The organism is Streptomyces cucumeris (genome assembly GCF_024295805.1).
GTDB classification, from domain to species: domain Bacteria; phylum Actinomycetota; class Actinomycetes; order Streptomycetales; family Streptomycetaceae; genus Streptomyces; species Streptomyces cucumeris.
In genome coordinates, this window is sequence record NZ_JANCLX010000018.1 from 108,401 (window position 1) to 129,221 (window position 20,821).

22 protein-coding genes are annotated in these 20,821 nt (G+C 73.0%); 10 read left to right on the forward strand and 12 right to left on the reverse strand.

Annotated elements, in window-relative coordinates; all coding sequences use genetic code 11:
* Positions 1–17: 17 nt before the first annotated feature.
* From NMK44_RS25020 to NMK44_RS25045, 6 genes are all read right to left on the reverse strand, one after another.
* A complete protein-coding gene (locus NMK44_RS25020; RefSeq protein WP_254746858.1) occupies positions 18–683 on the reverse strand; it encodes an alpha-ketoglutarate-dependent dioxygenase AlkB family protein in 666 nt (221 codons plus the stop codon).
* Entirely contained in the window at positions 671–1,255 is a 585-nt protein-coding gene (locus NMK44_RS25025) for a type 1 periplasmic-binding domain-containing protein (RefSeq protein ID WP_254746860.1), read from the reverse strand. Before NMK44_RS25025 ends, NMK44_RS25020 begins: the two co-directional genes overlap by 13 nt.
* Entirely contained in the window at positions 1,252–1,542 is a 291-nt protein-coding gene (locus tag NMK44_RS25030) for an Ada metal-binding domain-containing protein (protein ID WP_254746862.1), read from the reverse strand. The genes NMK44_RS25025 and NMK44_RS25030 overlap by 4 nt, the downstream gene beginning before the upstream one ends.
* Before the next feature lie 14 nt (positions 1,543–1,556).
* Positions 1,557–2,285 carry a 2OG-Fe(II) oxygenase gene (locus NMK44_RS25035; protein WP_254746864.1) on the reverse strand — a complete coding sequence of 243 codons (729 nt, stop codon included), beginning with the start codon at positions 2,283–2,285 and terminating at the stop codon, positions 1,557–1,559.
* Positions 2,282–2,788, reverse strand: a complete 507-nt coding sequence (locus NMK44_RS25040; RefSeq protein WP_254746866.1) for a methylated-DNA--[protein]-cysteine S-methyltransferase — start codon at positions 2,786–2,788, stop codon at positions 2,282–2,284. The genes NMK44_RS25035 and NMK44_RS25040 overlap by 4 nt, the downstream gene beginning before the upstream one ends.
* Positions 2,789–2,896: 108 nt before the next feature.
* Complete coding sequence (locus tag NMK44_RS25045; protein ID WP_254746868.1) at positions 2,897–3,967, reverse strand: DMT family transporter; 1,071 nt, start codon at positions 3,965–3,967, stop codon at positions 2,897–2,899.
* A 104-nt stretch (positions 3,968–4,071) separates the two neighbouring features.
* Here NMK44_RS25045 and NMK44_RS25050 point away from each other — a divergent pair, with 104 nt between their 5' ends.
* Positions 4,072–4,614 carry a DUF4240 domain-containing protein gene (locus NMK44_RS25050; RefSeq protein WP_254746870.1) on the forward strand — a complete coding sequence of 181 codons (543 nt, stop codon included), beginning with the start codon at positions 4,072–4,074 and terminating at the stop codon, positions 4,612–4,614.
* Here NMK44_RS25050 and NMK44_RS25055 read toward each other — a convergent pair.
* The 4 genes from NMK44_RS25055 to NMK44_RS25070 are packed head-to-tail and all read right to left on the reverse strand — an operon-like array spanning position 4,602 to position 9,784.
* Entirely contained in the window at positions 4,602–5,750 is a 1,149-nt protein-coding gene (locus NMK44_RS25055) for a hypothetical protein (RefSeq protein ID WP_254746872.1), read from the reverse strand. The genes NMK44_RS25050 and NMK44_RS25055 overlap by 13 nt on opposite strands.
* Complete coding sequence (locus NMK44_RS25060) at positions 5,747–7,711, reverse strand: hypothetical protein (RefSeq protein ID WP_254746874.1); 1,965 nt, start codon at positions 7,709–7,711, stop codon at positions 5,747–5,749. Before NMK44_RS25060 ends, NMK44_RS25055 begins: the two co-directional genes overlap by 4 nt.
* The gene (locus NMK44_RS25065) at positions 7,708–8,439 is read right to left on the reverse strand and encodes a toll/interleukin-1 receptor domain-containing protein (protein ID WP_254746876.1); all 732 of its coding nucleotides are present in this window, start codon (positions 8,437–8,439) and stop codon (positions 7,708–7,710) included. Before NMK44_RS25065 ends, NMK44_RS25060 begins: the two co-directional genes overlap by 4 nt.
* Positions 8,440–8,485: 46 nt before the next feature.
* Positions 8,486–9,784, reverse strand: coding sequence for a helix-turn-helix domain-containing protein (locus NMK44_RS25070; RefSeq protein WP_254746878.1), 1,299 nt, complete (start codon positions 9,782–9,784; stop codon positions 8,486–8,488).
* Positions 9,785–10,173: 389 nt separating this feature from the next.
* On the opposite strand from NMK44_RS25070, the gene NMK44_RS25075 reads away from it, so the two are divergent.
* Positions 10,174–12,516, forward strand: coding sequence for a thiamine pyrophosphate-binding protein (locus NMK44_RS25075; protein ID WP_254746880.1), 2,343 nt, complete (start codon positions 10,174–10,176; stop codon positions 12,514–12,516).
* A gap of 35 nt (positions 12,517–12,551) precedes the next feature.
* On the opposite strand, the gene NMK44_RS25080 is transcribed toward NMK44_RS25075, so the two are convergent.
* Positions 12,552–13,328 carry an SDR family NAD(P)-dependent oxidoreductase gene (locus tag NMK44_RS25080; protein WP_254746882.1) on the reverse strand — a complete coding sequence of 259 codons (777 nt, stop codon included), beginning with the start codon at positions 13,326–13,328 and terminating at the stop codon, positions 12,552–12,554.
* Between the two features lie 165 nt (positions 13,329–13,493).
* Between NMK44_RS25080 and NMK44_RS25085 the strand changes: the two genes are divergently transcribed.
* Both NMK44_RS25085 and NMK44_RS25090 read left to right on the forward strand, forming a co-directional pair.
* Positions 13,494–14,084 carry a TetR/AcrR family transcriptional regulator gene (locus NMK44_RS25085; protein WP_254746884.1) on the forward strand — a complete coding sequence of 197 codons (591 nt, stop codon included), beginning with the start codon at positions 13,494–13,496 and terminating at the stop codon, positions 14,082–14,084.
* 45 nt (positions 14,085–14,129) lie between these two features.
* Entirely contained in the window at positions 14,130–15,344 is a 1,215-nt protein-coding gene (locus NMK44_RS25090) for a DUF4032 domain-containing protein (RefSeq protein ID WP_254746886.1), read from the forward strand.
* 6 nt (positions 15,345–15,350) lie between these two features.
* Here NMK44_RS25090 and NMK44_RS25095 read toward each other — a convergent pair whose 3' ends face one another.
* The gene (locus NMK44_RS25095; protein WP_308358529.1) at positions 15,351–16,109 is read right to left on the reverse strand and encodes a thioesterase II family protein; all 759 of its coding nucleotides are present in this window, start codon (positions 16,107–16,109) and stop codon (positions 15,351–15,353) included.
* Positions 16,110–16,341: 232 nt separating this feature from the next.
* Between NMK44_RS25095 and NMK44_RS25100 the strand changes: the two genes are divergently transcribed.
* The 6 genes from NMK44_RS25100 (at position 16,342) to NMK44_RS25125 (ending at position 20,703) form a co-directional block, all read left to right on the forward strand.
* Positions 16,342–17,466 carry a carbohydrate kinase gene (locus tag NMK44_RS25100; protein WP_254746897.1) on the forward strand — a complete coding sequence of 375 codons (1,125 nt, stop codon included), beginning with the start codon at positions 16,342–16,344 and terminating at the stop codon, positions 17,464–17,466.
* On the forward strand, positions 17,463–18,401 hold the full coding sequence (locus NMK44_RS25105; RefSeq protein ID WP_254746899.1) for a pseudouridine-5'-phosphate glycosidase: 939 nt from the start codon (positions 17,463–17,465) through the stop codon (positions 18,399–18,401). Before NMK44_RS25100 ends, NMK44_RS25105 begins: the two co-directional genes overlap by 4 nt.
* A gap of 59 nt (positions 18,402–18,460) precedes the next feature.
* Positions 18,461–19,237, forward strand: coding sequence for a GNAT family N-acetyltransferase (locus NMK44_RS25110; protein ID WP_254746953.1), 777 nt, complete (start codon positions 18,461–18,463; stop codon positions 19,235–19,237).
* A gap of 34 nt (positions 19,238–19,271) precedes the next feature.
* Positions 19,272–19,598 (forward strand): MmcQ/YjbR family DNA-binding protein, encoded by a 327-nt coding sequence (locus tag NMK44_RS25115; protein ID WP_254746901.1) that lies wholly within the window; start codon positions 19,272–19,274, stop codon positions 19,596–19,598.
* Positions 19,599–19,811: 213 nt separating this feature from the next.
* Complete coding sequence (locus NMK44_RS25120; protein ID WP_254746903.1) at positions 19,812–20,294, forward strand: hypothetical protein; 483 nt, start codon at positions 19,812–19,814, stop codon at positions 20,292–20,294.
* A 109-nt stretch (positions 20,295–20,403) separates the two neighbouring features.
* Positions 20,404–20,703 carry a hypothetical protein gene (locus tag NMK44_RS25125; RefSeq protein WP_254746905.1) on the forward strand — a complete coding sequence of 100 codons (300 nt, stop codon included), beginning with the start codon at positions 20,404–20,406 and terminating at the stop codon, positions 20,701–20,703.
* Positions 20,704–20,821 lie beyond the last annotated feature (118 nt).

Genomic DNA, 20,821 nt, shown 5'->3' on the forward strand with positions numbered 1-20,821 from the left:
TTCGGCGGCCGGGGCCGTCAGGGCGGATCCGTCAGACCCGTCACCCGCATCGTGACGTTCAGCCGCCCCGCCGTCAGCCCGGTCGCCGGATCGCCGGTGCCGGGCAGGATCCTGGGCACCCCGTGAAAGGCGTATCGCGAGGCGCCGCCGAAGACGAACAGGTCGCCCGAGGCGAGTTCGAGATCCGTGTACGGCTTGGTGCGGGTCTCGGTGTTGCCGAAGCGGAACACACAGCTGTCGCCGACGGTGAGGGACACCACCGGTGCGCCGGACCGCTCGTCCTTGTCCTGGTGCATCCCCAGCTTCGCCGCCGCGTCATAGAAGTTGATGAGCGCCGTGTCGGGGGTGTAGCCGTCCCCGGCCCGCTCGTCCTCGTAGGCCGCGACCAGGGCACGGCGGCCCAGGTCCACCATCCAGTGCGGGAACGCGGCCACCCGCGCGCCGTTCACGTCGTCCGCGGTCCGGGTGTAGGTGTACGGCTTCCAGTGCCAGCCCACGCACACCGTGCGCACGGACATCACCCCGCCGTTCGGCAGCCGGGTGCGGCGGATCGGCACCGGACCGGTGGCCCAGGCCCGGCAGGCCGTGACCAGACGGCGCTGCGCGTCGAGGTCGAGCCAGCCGGGCACGTGGACGGCGCCGGGGGCCACGCGCAGCCGGGGCCGGGGGATCAGCGCGTCCACCGGGGGTCACCGCCCTCCGGAGCCGGGCGGGAGGTGACCCAGCGGCCCTGGATCTCCCAGGTGCCACCGTCGGCGGTGGCTCCGCGCAGCCCGTCCAGTGTCCGCGGCCCGGCCGGCGCCGGGAGGCGGGAATCCCGCAGCGAGGCGAACGCCACGGTGCGCGCCGGATCCCAGTCGGTGCTGTACCGCAGCCGGCGGCTCATCCGGACCCAGCCCAGCGGCGCGGCGGCAACCACCCAGGCGTCCGGCGCCGGTGCGGTCAGCCGACGGGCCGGGCGCAGCCAGGACGCGGCGGTCTCGGGCCAGTCCACCACCGCGACGACGTGTCCGCCCCGCTCCTGCCAGGCGGTGGCGAACGCCGCGGCCGCGGCGCGTGAGGCGGTGTCCCGGCCGTGGCCGACGGCCACCGTCCCGGTGCGGCGCGCCGACGCGGCCACCAGGCCGACGACGGCGGTGAGCTCGGCGCGGGTGTGCGGAGCGGGGTCCGGCAGCGGGCCGTACGCCTGCTCCTCGTCCTCGTCGGGCAGCGGTGGGACGGGCCGGCCGGCGGTGTGCCGGGGTGGGTGCGTCACGGTGGTGCGGTCTCCCGGTTCGCTTTCCAGTGGGCGTACCGCGCGGGGAGGCACACCGCGCACGGCCGGTACCCGGCTGCGCGTGCGGTGGTCTCGTCCGCGAAGAACACCCGGTGCCGGCGGTAGCCCCCGCGGGCCAGCGCCCGCAGTGCCGAGGGGCAGTCCAGCCGTCCGTACAGCCTGCCCCGACGGTGGCCGCCGAGGGTGCCCGGTGCCGTGGACCGGAACGGCCGGCCGCCGGCGTCCAGCAGGGTGTATCCGCGGCCGGGGCCCGGTGCGGTGGCCATGGCGGTGCCCGGGGTCAGGAGGCGTCATGGAACACCAGGCCCAGAGCGTGGCGGCGGCCGGAGCGCACGGTGCTCACCCCGTGCCGCATCGCCCCGGCGGACCAGCCACGGGCCGAGCGCACCGGCCGGTCGCGGGTGGTGAAGATCAGGCCGTGGCCCTGCTCCAGCACGGTGACCGTGCCGCGCGACTGCGCCCGGGGGCGCTGCTCCACCAGCAGGAACTCCCCGCCGGTGTAGTCGCTGCCGTGCTCGTCGAGCCCGATGACGACCTGGAGCGGGAACACCATCTCGCCGAACACATCGCGATGGAGCGCGTTCCAGTCGCCCGGACCGTAGCGCAGCAGGATCTGGGCCGACCGGCCCTGCCCGGCCGCGTGGCACAGCGTGAGCCACGCCTCCAGGGTGTCCGGCCAGGGCGCGGGGCGCCCCAGCCGGTCCGCCCAGTCGCGCGCGATGGCCAGCAGATGGGGATAGAAGGCGGCACGCAACTCCGCCACCGGCTCGGGGAGTTCATGGCTGAAGTAGCGGTACTGGCCGGAGCCGAAGCGGTGCCGGGCCATGTCGACGGTGGAGCGGAACCGCGCCTCCTGGTCGTAGAGCCCCGCCAGGGAGCGGCACTCCGCGGGGGTGAGCAGCTTCGGGGTGAGCGCGCAGCCGTGGCTGTCCAGCTCCCCGGCCAGGGCCTGCCAGTCGGCCGAGTCCAGGGCGCGGCGCGCCCTGACGGCGGTGTTCTTGGTGATCACGCCGGGGCCTCGATGCCCTCGAGCCGCAGCAGACTGCGCTTGCGGTCCGGACCACCCGCGTACCCGCTCAGTGAACCGTCCGCCCCGATGACCCGGTGGCACGGGCGTACGACCAGCAGCGGATTGCGGCCGATCGCCGTACCGACCGCGCGCACGGCGGCGCGCGACGCCCCGGCCCGCTCGGCGAGCGCACCGTAGCTGAGGGTCGTGCCGTACGGGATCTCTTCAAGCGCCTGCCAGACCCGCTGCTGGAACGGGGTGCCGGCGGATGTGAACTCGATGTCGAACCGGGTGCGCCGCCCCGCGAAGTATGCCCGGAGCTGGTCCGTGATGGCGGCGAACGCCGTGTCATCGCGCCGCCAGCCGTCGCCGACCGTCGCCCCGCCCCGCTGCTCGGGCACCGAGAGGGAGGTCAGCGCGACACCGCCCGGAGCGGTCGTGGACTCCTCGCCCGCCAGCAGCAGTTCACCCAGAGGGCTGTCGAACGTGGTGTAGACCGTCATGGTTCCGTTCGCTTTCCTGTGAAGTGTCCTGATCGCTGTCCAGTCTGCGGAAAACGGACACCGGATGCTGGCGGGATTCGGACAACGCGGTCGGGGCGGCGCGGGTGGTCAGCGAGAACAGCGGGCGTGGTCGGACGCCTGCGACGGTGCGGGGCGGGCGGCCGCCCCGGTGACGGTGGCGGATCCGCTGGTCCGCGGGGCGCCGCCGGCCACCGTCCGTGAGCCGCCGCCCCGCCGGGGCAGGGCGGCGATCGCGATCGCCACGAGCGCCACGGCGATCCCCACGAACGTCGAGGAGGTCACCTCGGCCCCCTCCCGGGGGAAGGCCACGTTCAGCGCGAGCGAGCCCAGGAGCTGGCCCGTGATCGTGGCCAGACCGAGGATGAGCACCCCGAGGTGGTGGACGGCCGCGATGGCGATCCCGATGAACACGATCCCGACCGGGCCGCCGCAGTACACGTACCACTGCGGTGCCAGGGTGCGCGGCGGGTGGACCGCGAGCGTGTGCACGCCGAACACCGTGACCAGAACGGTGGCGCCGACCGCGAAATTGGTGAAGGTCGCGGTCGGGGCCGAGCCCGTGGCGACCCGCACATGGCCGTTGACCGCCTGCTGCCAGCTCACACAGGCCCCGGCCACCAGGGGCAGCGCGAGCATCCAGAGCGGGAAGTCCGCGTCCAGTTTGCCGGCCGTGGACACCCCGACCGCCGTGAGGACCAGGACCGATCCGATGATCCGGGGCGCGGTCATCGGCTGTGGCCCCGCGGGCCCGAGCCCCTTGCGGTCGAAGACCAGCCCGGCGGCGGTCTGTCCGGCCACCACGGCCACGGTGAACAGGGCCACCCCGAGCGTGGTGACCGTCAGGGACTGCGAGAGCACCAGCAGCGCGCCACCGCAGCCGCCGAGCACCTGCCACCACTTCAGCCGGTGCTCACGCACCGCCCGGACGACGGCGCCCGGCCCCGTATGTCGCGGCCCGCCCGGTGCGTCCCGCCGCCCCGCCCGCCGCGCACCCGCGATGAGCAGCCCGGCGGACATCACCACCAGCCCGGAGCCGAAGGAGATGAGCGCCGCGGCGTAGGGGTCGTGCGTCCCGTGCGCCAACTCACCGTTGAGACGGGACTGTACGGCGATCAGCCCACCGGAGACGACTGCGAGCAGCAGCCAGACGGCGTACATCGGCGTTCCTCTTCCGCGCGGGGCGATGGGCGGATGCGAGGCTACGCCACCCCTCCGACCGGGGCTGACGCGCCCCCGGCGGCGCACTGTCAGAGGTGGATGCCATGGTGGCCGCCATGGACCGCGAGGAGTTCTGGAAGCTGATCGACGAAGCCCGCGCCACGGTGGCGGACCCGGCGGACGCCGAGGCGGTGGCCGCACGGGCGGCCGCCCTGCTCGCGACGCGTCCGCCCGCCGAGATCATCGCCACCGAGCAGGTGCTGTGGGACCGCATGGGCGACTCCTACCGCTCGCTGCTCTGGGGCGGCGCCTACGTCATCAACGGAGGCTGCTCCGACGACGGTTTCGACTACTTCCGCGGCTGGCTCCTCCTCCAGGGCCGCGAGGTGTTCGAGCGCGTCGTGGCCGACCCCGACGCCCTCGCCGGCCTCCCGGCCGTCCGCGCCGCGAGCGAGGACGGCCGGGAGCTGGAGTGCGAGGCGGCCCTGGGCATCCCGTGGGACGCCTACCGGGCGGCCACCGGTGCGCAGTTGCCCCCGGCCGCGTTCACCGTCGAATACGCCGACCCGGACGGGGATTTCGACGTCGAGGACGACGAGGAGAGGGAGCGCCGGCTGCCCCGTCTCTCCGCCCTCTACCAGGACTGACCCACGTTCGCGGCCCCGTCCGGCTCCGGCTCCGGCTCCGGACCCGGGTTCGCGTCAGGCTCCGGTTCCGGGTCCTCGGGGGTGTCGAACCGCCGCAGCAGCTCCTCCACCTCCTCGGGCGAGGCGTACGCGGCGGCGACATGAGCCAGCTGCCGGGCGAACAGCGCCTGCCGGGGATCGCCCTCGGCCAGGCCCATGGCCTCCATGAGCGCTCCGGCGTGGTCGGCCGCCGACACCGGAGTCTCCGGCGGCTGAACGGGCTCATGGCCGTCGACCGGGGCGAACGGTCCCGTCGGCCCGTGACCGTTCCCCAGGAAAGGCATCGGCTCCGGTTCGGGCACCGGATACGGCACCATGTGCTGGAACTGCTCGGGCACATCCTTGTTGTTGGCCGCGGAGGACAGCTGCGCGAGCAGACCGATGTCCTTGACCGCCTTCTCCACCCGGTCGTCGTTCCTGGCCAGCCACCACACCACGGCGCTGCCGGTGTCCTGGAGCACATCATCGCCCAGATACGCGCGCCTGCTCTGCTCGTACTTCCGCTCGTGCTCCCACACCGCCTCGTCCTTGCGGACCGCGGCCAGCTTGTCCAGGCGGGCCTGGTCGTGTTCGGAGAGTACGAGGGTGACGTTGTCGGCCATGGCCTCCACGCGTCCCGAGCCATCGGGGCGCATCACCCCCAGCTCGCCGTTCAGCTCGTGTGCCACCAGGGAGGCCCGGGAGGGGGAGCGGAGCTCGGTGATCCGGCGGGCCCGTTCGAGGACCGCGTCGATGGCCAGCGCGCCCGGGTTGATGACGGGAGCATCACCCGAGGTGTCGCACGGACACCAGCGCACCACCGCGGAGAACACGAAGTCGTAGTCGGCTTCCCGGCTCGGCAGCGCCACCTGGGCGATGTGCTGCTCGCGGCGCTCCAGCGGGGGAATCGGCAGATCGGGTTCGAGCAGCAGCTCGCGCGGCAGCGGATCGCGCCGGCCCCCGGCCACCTTCACCACCAGGAGGGGAGCACCCAGCACGGTCACGGCCACCAGCGGCCACACCCACAACGGCCATCCGGCACAGAGGCCGAGGATGACGAGAAGCAGTCCGCAGATGATCGTGAGGAAGGCCGTCACCGTCTTGCGGCCAGTACTCATGGTGCTGTCTCCTGGATGCCTTGAGCGATATTGATCTTCTGGAAGAGCGTGTCGACGAGCGCGGCGGCCTTCTCCCGGGCGTCGCCCGACCGGGGTGCCCAGTCACGGGCGATCACATAGAGACGGCCGAGGATCTCGCCCCGGGTGACACTGCCCTCGAGCAGGACATCGAGCAGCGCCTCGCGGTGCTCCGGGCGGCGGCAGGCGGTGAGCAGCCAGCTCTCCACCCGCTCGGTCCAGCCGTGGTGCGGGTGGACCCGGAAGACCATGCTCCACCCGGTGACCAGCCGGCTCCGCACACCGGGTTCGGCGAGCAGTCCGTGGTTGCGCGTCCCGGGGTCGATGAGTGCGCCGGGTTCGGTCAGCCCGAGGAACAACTCGGCGTCGGCGGGCCAGGAGTGGCCCACCAGACCGTCCGCGAGACGGTCCAGCATCCGGCGGCGCAGCCGGTGGTCGGAGCGCACGAGGCGCAGCAGCACCTCGGCGGCCGTGCTGCCATGGCGCTGCCGTCTGGCCAGGTGATGGAGGCGGACCAGGGCCTCGTCCGGGTGGCGCACGGCCATCACCTCGGAACAGACGCCGATGAGGACGTCCCGGAGCCGGGCGGACAGGCCCTCCTCACGCGACCAGTCGTAGATCTTCTGCCGGAACCTCCGGCCGTACACCTCGTCGCGCAGACCCGACTCCAGGGTCTTGGCGGCCGCCCGTAGGAGGTCGTTGTCCCTCGGTGCGGAGGTCCACCGGGACACCAGACCGACCAGCGCCTCGGTGTGCCCGGTGCGCAGACACTGCTCGGTGAACCGCCTGACCAGCTCATCGCGGTCGTCCGACCCCAGCCGCGGCAGTGTCACGGCGTCCGCCACCCAGGACCCCAGCGGGTCGCGCAGCTCCGGCATATGGTGCCAGAAGTGCGCACGGACGGCGGGTTCGTAGCCGAGTTTTGTGAAGCGCACCGCGCCTCCGGCACCCGCCTCGGCGTCGATCTCCTGGAACCGCTCGACCAGATCGGCACGTTCCAGCAGCGGCCGGTCGTCGGCGGGGGAGCCCATGGTCCGCAGCATGGCGGCGGCGCCCTGGTGGACCGCGTCGGCATGGGCGCCGTGCAGCATCGCGGTGGTGAGAAGAAGGGCCCGCTGCGGCCCCTCGCGACGCTCCGCCACCAGCCGGGTGATGTCCCGGTCCCGGACCATCACCGCGGTGAGCGCTTCCCCGCACCACTCGGGGAACCCCCGGCCGTCCCGATCGGTGGACCGCGCCCGTTCGATGAGCACGGCCAGCCGGGCGATCTCACCGACCGGTGGCTCCTTGGCCAGGTAGTCGGCCAGCGGCTCGGGAAGGGGCTCGGTCAGCGTGTGCTCGATACCGTCGAGGCCGAGAGAGCGCCGGAGCACCCGCAGCCCCGATGGACGTCCGATCTCCACGAGGAACGACGCGAAGGCGTTATGGGTTCTTGTCACCCGGTGATGGGGGAGTACCACCACGAGATGGGCCCGCCGTGCGGTGAGCGTGGCGCGGAACGCGGACAGCTCGTCCTGGACCGCGTTCCACAGCGGCTCCTCGGCCGTCGACAGGTTCAGCAGTAGCTGGTCTCCGTCGCCGATCTGCCCGGGATCGAGGTACGGACCCTTCTCCGCGTCGGGCACCAGCTCATGGAACGGTCCCGTACTGCCGGGGAGTTGACGCAGCAGCATCCGGGCCGCGGTGTCCCGGCCGCCCCCCGGTACGCCGTCGAGCAGCACGGTGCCACGGGTCTCCAGCACCTCCCGCGCCGCGCCGAAACCCTCCGGGGGAACGAAGCGCTGGTGGAGCCGGAGGAGTTCGTCCTCCGCGACTTTCCGAGGGGTCTTTCCCCGGGAGTCCACGAGCAGGGATCCCGGGTCGAACGTGACGAACAGGTTGCCGCTGCCCGAGTGCATCGCGGTCGGCGCACCGGAGACATGCGTTCCGAAGGTGTCGGTCACCGTTCGTCGCCCTCGCGCCGGCGCGGCCCGCCGAAGGTGTGGCTGATGCCCCCGTGGTTGTTCCCGGCCACATAGGCGGCGCCGTCCCCGGTGATGGTCGGGGTGTGCTGGTGGATATCGCCCCGTCCCGTGTGGACCGGGCCCTGCGCCCCCTTGATGACCGTGCCGACGTCCCCGGTGATGTCGCGGGACTGGGTGGCCGCACCGTTGACCTCGCCCACCCCGTTGTGCACGGTGCCCGGTTCGGGCGTACGCGCCGTCCGTTCGCCGGCCTCCCGGAGCGCGGGCACCAGATCGGCCAGCGCGTCACCGATGGTCCTCAGATCGGCCGACGCGTTCTGGTGGTCGAAGCGCAGCGACTGGCAGTCGGCGAGCCAGGCCAGCGCCGCCGGCAGATCCGCGGCGCGCAGCCGCTCGGTGCGCCGTCCGTCCAGCAGCGGTACGACAGGGATCGCGCATGCGTACGCCTCCTCGATCTCGCGGCGCACCCAGTCCTGTTCGTCATGGAGCCGGGGGCTTCCCGCCCAGTCCGGCCCCATCACGGCGAGCAGCACACCACTGCGCCGGACACCGTTGATCAGGGCCTGGGGAAAGGGTTCACCGGGCCGGATGGACTTCGACGCGCGGAAGATCCGTTCCGAGCCGAAGCGGTGGGACAGTTCCCGCTCGATGGTCGTGGCGGTCTTCTCGCCGTCGTGGGTGCGGTAGTTGATGAAGACATCGGGCATGGCGGTGTTCCTCCTCCTGTGGGGATGTGCTGTGCGGACCGGGCGGTCAGGGAGTCTCGAGGCGCAGGGCGGCGGTGAGCTCCGGGGTGAGGGCGCGCACCGTGGGGTGGGTGGGGTGGCGGGCCAGGGTGTGGGCCAGCCTCCGCAGATCGGCGGTGATGGTCGCGGAGCCCACGGCCACGGCGCCGTCGAGGAGTTGACCGGCCAGCTCACAGGCGTGATCGAGGTCACCCGCCGCGGCGTGGGCGAGCGCCTGGCGCATTCCGTAACGGGCCCGGGTGCGCAGGGCGTCCGGGGGGATCCGGGCCAGCTCCCGGTCGATGATTTCGGCGGCCTCGCGGGGCCGCCCCAGGTCGTACAGACACCAGCCGGTCACCATCGCGACCGGATCGGGGAGGTTGGTGGTGCCGATGACGGGGGTGCCGGAGTCGGGCGCGTCCCGTGCGAGCAGCACCCGGGCCCGGTCCAGACAGCGCATCGACGCGTCGTAGTCACCGCCCAGGGCGTGTCCCTGGGCCTCCCGCTGTGCCGCGAGGCCGTGGATCCTCGGCGGCACCGCGCCGCTCTGCGCCCGCCGGGTCAGCTCGACGGTCTGCGCCGCGTCCTGCCGGTACAGCGTGATCAGCGCATGGCGCACCAGGGCGTAGGCGGCGAGGTCCTCGTCACCGCCCGCGGCGGCCAGTTCGACCGCGCGCCGGGTCCACCATAAGGCGGCCTTCTCATCGCCCGACTCCTGCACCAGCCAGCCGATGTACTCGGCGTAGCGGGAGGCGAGGGTGAGCAGTCCCCGCCGGGTGCGGGCCCCGGCGCCACGGGCCAGCTCCCGCAGGGTGTGGGTCTGGGCGACCAGCGCGGGGAGCATGAACCGGGGGCTCACGGTCTGGCCGAGCCGCCGGTACTGGTCGAACATCGACCGGGACACCTCCAGCAGTGAGCTCCCCTCGGCCGCGGTGGGCGCCGATGGTGTCCCGGGGCCCAGACGCAGCGCCGAGGCGGCGCCCGCGGCACCGGCCGCCATCACCTGCCGCCGGTCCATGGGCTGGAACGAGTCCGTGCCGCCCGCCGTCAGGCGCATCAGCCACACCTCCTGGTCACCGGGGATCTCCTCATCGGTATCGGCCCCGGACGACCGCCAGGGGACCAGGGCGGCGAGCGCGCCCCCGGCGCCGAGTTCGGCGTCACAGAGGCGTGCGAGATCCGGGCTCGGGGGTTTGAGACCGCGTTCGACCTTGCTCAGCTGGCCCTTGCTGTAGTGGACCGCTGCGGCCAGCGCGTCGAGCGTGAGCCCTTCGGCGAGGCGCCGCCGTCGAAGCTCCGGTCCGAACTGGTGACGTTGCCCGTGCACATGTACCTCCGAAGTCTCCCGCCGAGCAGCCGAGCGTCACCGCATGTCAGCGTGGTGCAGCCGCAGGGGGACGGACAAGGTGATCGCCGAAGTTTCCTGTTTCCAGTCCGGAAGGCAACCGGAAGCGGAGGGGTGTGTCGAGGGGGCCGCGGCAGCGGTGGCCGGTCCGGGACGGTGCGGTGCGGGCCGCGAGGGGCGATCGGGACCCGGCAGCCCTTGCGGAGCGCGCGGGCGGAACGGAGACTACGTCTCGCTGGTGATCTCCGAATCCGCTGGCCACGACGCGTCCCACCAGGACGCGCACGACCGAGGCGCATTCCCACCAGACCGCGCCTGACGAATACGCCGTCCCACCACGACGGGCCCGAACGCCGAGGAGACCGACCCTCATGACCACGAAGACCAGCGCGAGAACGCCCGGGGTCCCGGACGCGCTCGCGGCACGGGACGCGCTGCTGCACGAGGTGGAGCAGCGGGTGCTCTGGCTGGCCACCGCGATCATCGACCACGCCAACCGGGTGCGGCCCAACCCCACCGGGCTGAAGGTGGGCGGGCACCAGGCGTCGTCCGCGTCGATGACGACGATCATGACGGCGCTGTGGTTCGACCGGCTGCGCGCGGGGGACCGGGTGTCGGTGAAGCCGCACGCCTCTCCGGTGCTGCACGCGATCAACTACCTGCTCGGGGAGCTGGACGAGCGGTATCTCACCACGCTGCGGGAGTTCGGCGGTCTGCAGAGCTACCCCTCGCGGTCCAAGGACCCCGACCCCGTCGACTACTCCACGGGTTCGGTGGGCATCGGCGCCACCGCGCCGATCTGGGGCGCGCTGGCCCGCCGCTACACCGACTCGGTGGCGGGCGGCGCGGGCACCGGACGGCAGTACTCGCTGGTCGGGGACGCGGAGCTGGACGAGGGAGCCTGCTGGGAGGCGATCCTCGACCCGATGGTCGGCGAGCTGGGCGAGATCTGCTGGATCGTCGATGTGAACCGGCAGTCGCTGGACCGCGTGGTGCCCAACATCGGCGCCAAGCGGTTGCAGGGGATGTTCGAGGCCGCGGGCTGGCAGGTGCTCACCGTCAAGTACGGGCGGCTGCTGCGCGAGCTGTTCGCCCGGCCCGGCGGGGACGCCCTGCGGCGGCGGATCGACGAGATGACCAACCCCGAGTACCAGCGGCTGCTGCGCTGCACCCCGGAGCAGCTACGCACCCGGCTGCCGGGCGACGGCCCCGACGCCGCGGCCCTGCGCGCCCTGCTGGAGCCGCTGGAGGACGCCACTCTGCACGCCGCCGTCCGCAATCTCGGCGGCCACGATCTGCGCGCGCTCGACGAGGCGCTGGGCGCCATCGACGACACCCGGCCCACCGTGATCTTCGCGTACACGGTGAAGGGGAACGGGCTGGCCAGCGAGGGCCATCCGCAGAACCACTCCTCCCTGCTGTCGGCCGACCAGATGGCCGAGCTCGGGCAGCGGGCCGGCATGTCGCTCGACGATCCGTGGCGGCGCTTCGACCCGGACTCCGCGGCGGGACGGCTGTGCGCCGGGGTGGCCGCCCGGCTGCGGCGCGAACCGGTCACCCTCACCCCGGTCCCGGAGCTGCCCACCGATATCGGCCGCACCCCGTCGGGGAAGGCCACCACCCAGGCCGCGCTGGGCCGCGCCCTGCTGGACCTCACCCGGGCGGCACCGGAAGCGGCGCGGCGCGTCGTGACGCTCTGCCCCGACGTCAGCTCTTCCACCAACCTCGGCGGCTGGGTCAACAAGGTCGGGGTGTGGTCGGCGGCCGACGACCGCCGCGACTGGTTCGAGGACGACCCCGAGACCATCCTGCACTGGCGCGAGCGCCCCACCGGGCAGCACCTCGAACTCGGCATCGCCGAGGGCAACCTGGTCGGGCTGCTGGCCGAACTGGGCGCCACCTGGAGCCGCTGGGGCCAGCCGCTGCTGCCCATCGGGGTGCTCTACGACCCGTTCGTCGAACGGGCCCTGGAACCCTGGTCGTTCGGCATCTACGCGGGCGGGCAGTCGATCCTGGTCGGCACTCCCTCCGGGGTCACGCTGGCGCCGGAGGGCGGCGCGCACCAGTCGGTGACCACCCCGTCGGTCGGGCTCGAACAGCCCGGCTGCATCACCTACGAGCCCGCCTTCGCGATCGACGTGGAGTGGACGCTGCTGGCCTCGCTGGCCCGGCTCGGACGGCCCGACGGCACCTCCGCCTATCTGCGGCTCTCCACCCGCCCGGTGGACCAGAGCCTCGCCGCGGTGCCCACCGATCCGGCGGCCCGTGAGCGCCGTCGCCGCCAGGCCGTCGCCGGGGCGTATCCGCTCGTGCGCTCGGCCGGGCAGCCCGCGGTCACGATCGCCGCGATGGGCGCCGTGGTGCCCGAGGCGCTGCTCGCGGCCGAGCGGCTCCAGGCCCAGGGCATCCCCGCCGACGTCGTCTGCGTGACCAGCCCCGGGCTGCTCTTCGACGCCGTGCAGGCCCGCTCCGGCCGGGGCGAGGGCGAGAGCTGGATCCTGGACGCGGCCTTCCCCGCGCACCGGGCGGCACCGCTGGTCACCGTGCTCGACGGCCATCCGCACACCCTGGCGTTCCTCAGTGGCGTCAACCAGGTGCGCGCCACCCACCTCGGGGTGACCCGGTTCGGACAGTCCGGCGACCTGGAGTCGGTGTACCGCTACCACGGTCTGGACGCCGACAGCATCGTCGGCGCCGCGCTCGACGTGTCCTGACCGGGTCCCGCAGCGGCACGACGTGGGCGGCGGGCCTAGCGGACCGCGAGCCCGCCGTCCACGTTCATGATGGTGCCGGTCGTCCATCCGGCCTGCGGGGAGGCGAGGAAGGCCGCCGCGGCGGCCACCTCCCTCGGCGCCCCGATCCGGCCCAGGGGGTAGGCGTCGGCGGTGCGCCGGTCGTGCTCCGCGCGCTGCTCCTGGCTCATCGGGACGTCCGGCTCGCGCTCGTACGCGGTGGTGTGGACCGCCCCCGGGGCGATGGCGTTGACCCGGACCCCGGACGGGCCCAGTTCACCGGCGAGCGCCCGGGTCATCGCGTTGATCGCGCCCCGGGTGGCGGAGTAGGCCGCGGACGGGCGGTCGGTGCCCGTCGAATCCGCCCAGTAGCTGGTGATGTTGACGATGCTGCCGCGCCCGTCGGTGAGCGCCGGGAGCAGCGCCTGGGCGAGCAGGAACGGCACCCGCACATTGAGGTGGAGCATGGTGTCGAAGGTGTTCGCGGAGGTCTGGGCGAGCGGGCTGAAATGGGCCGTCCCCGCGTTGTTGACGAGGGTGTCCACCCGGTCGGTCAGCTCCAGCACGCGCTCCGCGGCCGTGTCGGCTGCGCCGTGGTCGGCCAGGTCGAGGCAGAGCGTGCGGACGGTGGTTCCGTGCGCGGACAGGGTCCGCCGGGCCCGGTCGAGTCCGTCCTGGTCGCGGGCGATCAGGACGAGGTCGGCGCCCTCCGTGGCGAACGCGTCGGCGATGGCGTAGCCGAGACCCTCGCTGCCACCGGTGATCACTGCGGTGTTGCCGACGAGGTGGGGCAAGGCCGGGCTCCCTTCGGATGGACGGCGGCATTCCGGCGGACGGGGCCGGGGCCCGTGGGACGAACGGTGATCGACCCCCGTAAGCGGACAGATCATGTCCGCTTAACCTCTTTGCAGCGTAGATATGTGGACAGAATCTGTCCAATTCTGTCTAGGGTTGAGGACATGCCCTCCGCAGAGCGGCCCGAGCGACCGCCCCGCGCGGACGCCCGGCGCAACGCCGCCCGGGTGCTCACCGGCGCGCGCCAGGCGGTCGCGGCCCACGGCCTCGACGTCAGCTACCACGAGATCGCCCGCCGGGCGGGCGTCGGTGTCGGCACGGTGTACCGCCGCTATCCCGAACGCGGTCAGCTGATGGAGGCCGTCCTCCTCGATCTGCTCGGCGAACTGACCACCGGTGCGGAACGGGCACTGGACCGGGGCGCGGACTGGCCGGCCTTCACCTCCTTCTTCACCGACCTCGCGCTGCGCACCGGTGAGAACGCGGGCCTGACGGCCTCCCTCGACGACCGCGGCGGACCGCGGGTGGCCGCCGCCCGGCGGCGTCTGCTCGAGCTCCTGCGACGGCTGACCGAACACGCCCAGCGCGCGGGTACCCTCCGCGCGGACCTGCGGTGGCACGACATCCCGTTCCTGGCCAAGGCCGCCACCAGCGCCGCCGGGGTACTGGACCTGCCCGACGACCGGTCCCGGGCCGAGCGCTGCATCCGCGTCATCCTCGACGGGATGCGGCCACCGGTGGCCGGCCGCTCCTGACACGGCCGTCCGCGCCCGTACACCCGTACCGCACACTGGTGTGTCATGGAGCTGCAGATCACCGCCACCTCGCCCGAGCACCCGGCATCCCTCCTCGATCTGCCGTGGCACATCCCGCTGGAGGAGTGGCCGGAGGAGCACCTGGTCTCGCTGCCCCGCGGTATCTCCCGCCACGTCGTCCGGTTCGCCCGCGCGGGCGGTGAGGTGGTGGCGGTCAAGGAGGTCGGCGAGTGGGCGGCGGTCCGCGAGTACGGGCTGCTGCGCGATCTGGACCGGCTCACGATCCCCGCGGTGGACGCGCTGGCGGTGGTCACCGGACGCCGCGGCGGGAACGCAGAACCGCTGGAACCGGTGCTGGTCACCCGGCATCTGGTGGGCTCGCTGCCGTACCGCTCGATGTTCGAGACGACGATGCGGCCCAGCACCATCAAACGGCTGCTCGACGCGCTCGCCGTCCTCCTGGTGCGACTCCACCTCGCGGGCTTCGCGTGGGGTGACTGCTCACTGTCCAACACCCTCTTCCGGCGGGACGCGGGTGCGTACGCCGCGTACCTGGTGGACGCCGAGACCGGGCAGCTCCAGCCGCGGCTCACCACCGGACAGCGTGAGTACGACGTCGAGGTGGCGCGGGTGAACATCGCGGGCGAGCTGATGGACCTGGAGGCGAGCGGCTCGCTCCACCCCTCGGTCGACCCGGTGCTCTTCGGGCAGGCCATCGCCGACCGGTACGCCGAGCTGTGGCATGAGCTGACCCGGCAGTCGGTCTATCCGGCGGCCAAGCGTCACTACATCGACCGGCGGGTGCGGCGCCTGAACGACCTGGGCTTCGACGTCGCCGAGATGCAGATCGAGCGTTCCCCCGACGGGGACACCGTCACCTTCGTGCCCAAGGTCGTCGACGCGGGCCACCACCAGCGCCAGTTGCTCCGGCTGACCGGCCTGGACGCGGAGGAGAACCAGGCCCGCAGTCTGCTGAACGACCTGGAGACCTGGATGGCCACCCAGGACGACTACGCCCCCGGCGATCCGCTGGGCGCGCGGCCGGAGGTACTGGCCCACCGCTGGGTCCGCGATGTCTTCCGGCCGACCGTCCGCGCCGTCCCGCTGGAGCTGCGCGGTGCGACCGACACCGCGCAGATCTACTACGAACTGCTGGAACACCGCTGGCTGCTGTCCGAACGGGCGAGCCATGACGTGGGGCTGGACGCCACCGTCGAGGACTACACCCGGACCGTGCTGGCCGGACGCCCGCACGGCTGACGGCTGTCAGGCCGGAGACGGGGACAGCGTCTCGGAGATCGAGGCGATGACCCGTGACGCCTGGCTGTTCAGGTAGAAGTGGCCGCCGGGGTAGGTGTGCAGGGCGAACTCCCCCGAGGTGTGCTCGCTCCAGGCGCGGACTTCGTCGACCGTCGCCTTGGGGTCGCTGGTGCCCACATGGGCCTGGATCGGGGCGGCCAGCCGCGGGCCCGGAACGTAGGCGTAGGTCTCGGCGGCCTTGTAGTCGCTGCGGATCGCGGGCAGCACCATCCGCAGGATCTCGTCGTCGCCGAGGAGCTGGGAGTCGGTGCCGCTGAGCGACTTCACCTCGGCGATCAGACCCTCGTCGTCCCGCTGGTGCACCGTCTCGTCGCGGTGCGCGGACGGCGCGCGGCGCCCGGAGGCGAACAGCGTCACCGGCACCACGCCCTTCTGCTCCAGACGCAGCGCGACCTCGAAGCCGAGGGTCGCCCCCATGCTGTGGCCGAACAGCGCGAGAGGCTTGTCCGTCCACGGCAGCAACTCCGGGACCAGGGCGTCGGCCAGGTCGCGGATGGAGTCGATGCACTTCTCGTTCCGGCGGTCCTGACGGCCCGGGTACTGGATCGCCAGGACGTCGACCTTCGGCGAGAGCGCCTTGGAGACGGGGAAGAAGTAGGAGGCCGATCCGCCGGCGTGGGGCAGACACACCAGACGCGTCGCGGCATCCGGGGCGGGATGGAACTGCCTGATCCACAGACTCGTGCCGGTGGGCTGTGCGGTCACCTGACGTCCTTTCGTACCACGGGATCGAGCGGCCGCCGCCGCGGACCGTTCACAGGCATGCCCGGTCCTCGCGCGGACGCGACAGGAAGGTCAGCCTGCCGGGGCCAACGGAGCGCTGACAACCCCTATTTCGGACGCCGCCGCCCCTGACGCCCGGTGTGGGCGCGGAGCCGGTACCCGCCGTCGGCCCGACTCTGTTTATCCGGGTAAATTTCCTTTACTCTGCTGAACCATGATGCTGACGCGCCGGGAGCGCGAAATCCTCGCGCTGCTGCGACGGGATCCGCTGACCGGGCCCCAGGCCATCGCCGACGCCCTCGGGACCACCCGCGCCGCGGTCAACGTCCATCTGTCGAACCTGGGCAAGAAGGGCGCCATCCTGGGGCGCGGCTACATCGTGCGCCAGGAGAACGCGGTGGTGGTCATCGGCGGCGCCAACGTGGACGTCAAGGTGCGCAGCCTCGCCCCGGTCGCGTACCACACCAGCAACCCCGGGCGCTCCCACACCAGCCCCGGCGGGGTCGCCCGCAACATCGCCGAGAACCTGGCCCGGCTGGGCACCCCCACCCATCTCATCGCCGCCGTCGGCCAGGACGCGGCGGGGGAGCGGCTGCTGAGCGAGACCCAGGCCACCGGGGTACGGGTGGACCATGTGCACCGCAGCGCCCATCCCACCGGCACCTATACGGCGGTGCTCGACGCCGACGGCGATCTGGTGGTGGCCATCGCCGACATGGCCGCCACGGACGGACTCGGCCCCGGACATCTCCACCACGCGCGGGAGCTGATCGGCCACGCCGCCATGCTGGTGCTCGACGGCAACCTCTCGCCGCAGGTGCTGGCCTACGCGCTGGACATCGCGTCCGCGACCGGCGTCCAGACCCTGATCGACCCGGTGAGCGTGCCCAAGGCGGCGCTGCTCGCGCCGCTGTTCTCCGGTGAGCGCCCGGTGTACGCCGTCACCCCCAACCTGGCCGAGCTCGGCGCCCTGACCGGCCACCCGGTGGGCGGGGACGACCGCGCACTGCTCGCGGCCGTGGCCACCCTCCATGAACGCGGGGTCCAGCACGTGTGGGTACGGCTCGGGGAGCGCGGCAGTCTGCTCAGCACCCCCGGCGCGGGCCACACCTTCCTGGACGCCGCCCCGGCGGAGGTGCACGACGTCACCGGCGCCGGGGACGCCATGCTCGGCGCCTTCGTCCACGCCCTGCTCACCGGCGCCGAACCGGTCGAGGCCGCCCGCTATGGCCACGCCGCGGCCGCGCTCACCGTGGCCACGACCGCCACCGTACGACCCGACCTGACCCCGCGTCTGATCGAGGACGCGCTTAACGCCCCCCTGCGGAGGACCCCATGACCAGCCCTCACCCCCGGCTCACCCTCGGCGAGGAGGTCCGGGACGCGCTGCGGGACGGCCGTCCCGTGGTCGCGCTGGAGTCCACCATCATCAGTCACGGGATGCCGTATCCGCAGAACGTGGAGATGGCCACCGAGGTCGAGGAGATCATCCGCGCCGAGGGTGCCGTCCCCGCCACCATCGCCGTACTGCACGGCAGGCCCCGCGTCGGACTGGGCCGGGACGATCTGGAACTGCTCGCCACCAGCCCCGAGGTGGGCAAGGTCAGCGTGCGCGACCTGGCCCGGGTGATGGCGCGCGGCGGTCATGGCGCCACCACCGTGGCGAGCACCATGCGGATCGCGTCGCTCGCCGGTATCAAGGTGTTCGTCACCGGAGGCATCGGCGGAGTGCACCGCGGGGCGCCGCACTCCTTCGACATCAGCGCCGACCTCACCGAGCTGTCCACCACCCCGGTGGCGGTCATCAGCGCCGGGGTGAAGAGCATCCTCGACATCGGGCTGACCCTGGAGACCCTGGAGACCCTGGGCGTGCCCGTCCTCGCCTACGGCACGGACGACTTCCCCGCCTTCTACTCCCGGGTCAGCGGCTTCGCCTCCCCGCTGCGCGCCGACTCCCCCGAGGAGATCGCCGCCATCATGCGCGCCCAGTGGGACCTGGGGCTGACGGCGGGGCTGTCCATCGCCAACCCGGTGCCGGAGGCCGATGAGATCCCCGCCGGGCGGATCGACGGCATCATCGAGCGGGCGCTCGCCGAGATGACGGCAGCAGGTGTCACCGGCAAGGACACCACCCCCTATCTGCTCGGCCGGATCGTCGAGCTCACCGAGGGGGAGAGCCTGGCCACCAACATCGCCCTCGTCAAGAACAACGCGCGGCTGGGGGCCCGGATCGCCATCAGCTACGCGGCGACCGCCGAGGATCCGCGGGGGTAGCTGCGGTCCGCGCGGAAACCGTTGGCCCGGCGGCCGGGGGAGGTGCTGGGATGGGCGTCATGGATCGTGACGCGGTACTGGCCCTGTACGACCGGCGGATGCGCCGGGGAGCACTCCCCGACGGACCCGGCGCGCGGATCGAGCACGTGGGCGCGGTGGTGCGCCAGACCGGTGCCCGCGAGGACTGGAACGGTGTGCTCTGGTCCGGTCTGGACCCGTCCACCGCGGATGCCGCGATCGCCGCGCAGATCCGCCACTTCGCCGCCGTGGGGCTCGAGTTCGAGTGGAAGCTCTACGCGCACGACCGGCCGGACGACCTCGCCGCGCGGCTCCGGGCGGCCGGTTTCACGGCGGGTCCCGAAGAGACCCTGATGGTCGCCGCCACCGGTGATCTGGACCTCGGCCACCGTCCGCCCGAGGGCATCCGGCTCTGCCCGGTGCTGGACGCGGCCGGGGTGGAGGCGGTGATCCAGGTGCACGAACGGGTCTTCGGCCCCGACGGCGGACGTCTGCGCCACCGGCTCCTGGCCCGGCTCGCCGCGGCGCCGGACACCGCCGTCGCGGTGCTCGCCGTGGCCGGTGACCGCCCGGTGGGCGCGGCACGGCTGGAGCTGACGCCGGGCGCCCCGTTCGCCGGGCTCTGGGGCGGGGGGACGGTTCCGGACTGGCGCGGCCGGGGCGTCTACCGCTCACTGGTCGCCTTCCGTGCCCGGGTCGCGGCCGGACACGGCTGTCCCTGGCTCCAGGTCGACGCCTCCGATATGAGCCGCCCGGTGCTGCGGCGGCTCGGCTTCGTACCGCTGACCAGCACGACCCCGTTCCACCATCCGGGCTAGCCCGCTTGTCGGTGGGGTGCCTTACGGTCATGCCATGACGACGTCCGACGATGTCCGCGAGATCGCTCTGTCGCTGCCCGAGACGACGGAGAAGGTCGCCTGGTCCATGCCCACGTTCCGGGTCGCCGGGAAGATGTTCGCCACCCTGCCGGAGGACGAGACCTCGATCGCCGTCCGCTGCCCCAAGGAGGAGCGCGACGAACTCGTGCTCGCCGAGCCGGAGAAGTTCTGGATCGCCGACCACGAGGCCGGGTTCGCCTGGGTGCGGGTCCGGCTCGCCGCGCTGGAGGACCGCGAGGAGCTCCGGGACATCCTCCTCGACTCATGGCGGCAGGCCGCGCCCACCCGGCTGTTGGACTGAAGCCCCGGCCCCTCCGCCGTTCCTCCCTCCCCCGTTCCTCCCTCCCCGCCGCCCCGACCGCACGGCCTCGATCGCACCGCTCCTCGAAATATCCGGTATGTCCGTTCGAGTGCATCACCGACACGGGTGAAAGCCGGGCCACTTCCGGGATATCGGAGTGCTGGATTCCGCTGAGCGGGGTTCCCTGGAGAGGGATCGGCCAAGGGAGGCCGCATGGTGCACGGCCACAGGACGAACCGCTCGGCGGACCGCCGCGGACCCTGCGCGACCGTAGTGGTCGTGCTGTTGGCGATGACACTGCTGCACACCCTGCTGTCCCTCGGCGCCTCCCAGGCTCCACCCACTGACCTGGGATATTGCGGTGCGCTCCGCGTTCCCGCCCCGGCCCCGGCCCCGGCGCCCGCCGGGCCGCGCGCCGAGGAGCGGCCCTCGGACGCCTCCCGGCCCGCCGCGCTCCCGGTCCGGGACGACGACGGGCACCCCGTCGGCCGTACCGGACACGCGGGCCACATCGGACGGACCTGTGCCACCTCGACACCGGGCGCGCGCTCGATGCCGTCCACGCCCGGCCATCTGGTGCTCGCCACGGTCCGCGGCCAGGTCGCCGACCGCGCCCCGGGACCCGGCGCCCTCGACACCGGCGACGAGCCGCCGGTGCCCCAGTTCTCCTCGCGCAGCGTCGTGCTGCGCTGCTGACCGGCCCCGGGCCGTCCGTAACCCGCTTCCCGCGCGTGCCCCGCGGGCCGCGGGGACGGTCCGCCCTGCCCGGTCAGCAGCCAGACGTCCGACACGCAGGAGTACAGCCATGCCTCACGATGTCCACGCCGCCATGCGGGCACTGATGCGGGCCGAAGCGGCCCGGTGCCCCTCCGCCCCGGTTGGTGTCACCCCGCCGCCCCCGCCCGCCATCGACCCGGACGACCCCCTGCCCGATCCGTACGGTCCCACCGGGGACCCGCGATTGGTCACCGCGGCGGTGTCCGCCCCGGCGAAAGCGCCGCGGCGGTGCCCGTCGGGGCCGCGCCGACGCCCGGCGCTGCTGCGCGCCCTCCAGCGGATCTGGTCGTTCCCCCTGGTCCGCAGCCGGCCGGCCGGGGATCGGTGACCCCGGTCGCGGACCACGACGACGGCATCCAGCGGACGCGGTGCGCGTGGTGGGACGCACGGTGCCCCGGTGCCCCGGCGGCCCATTGACCGGTCCACCAGGTCCACCAGGTCCACCA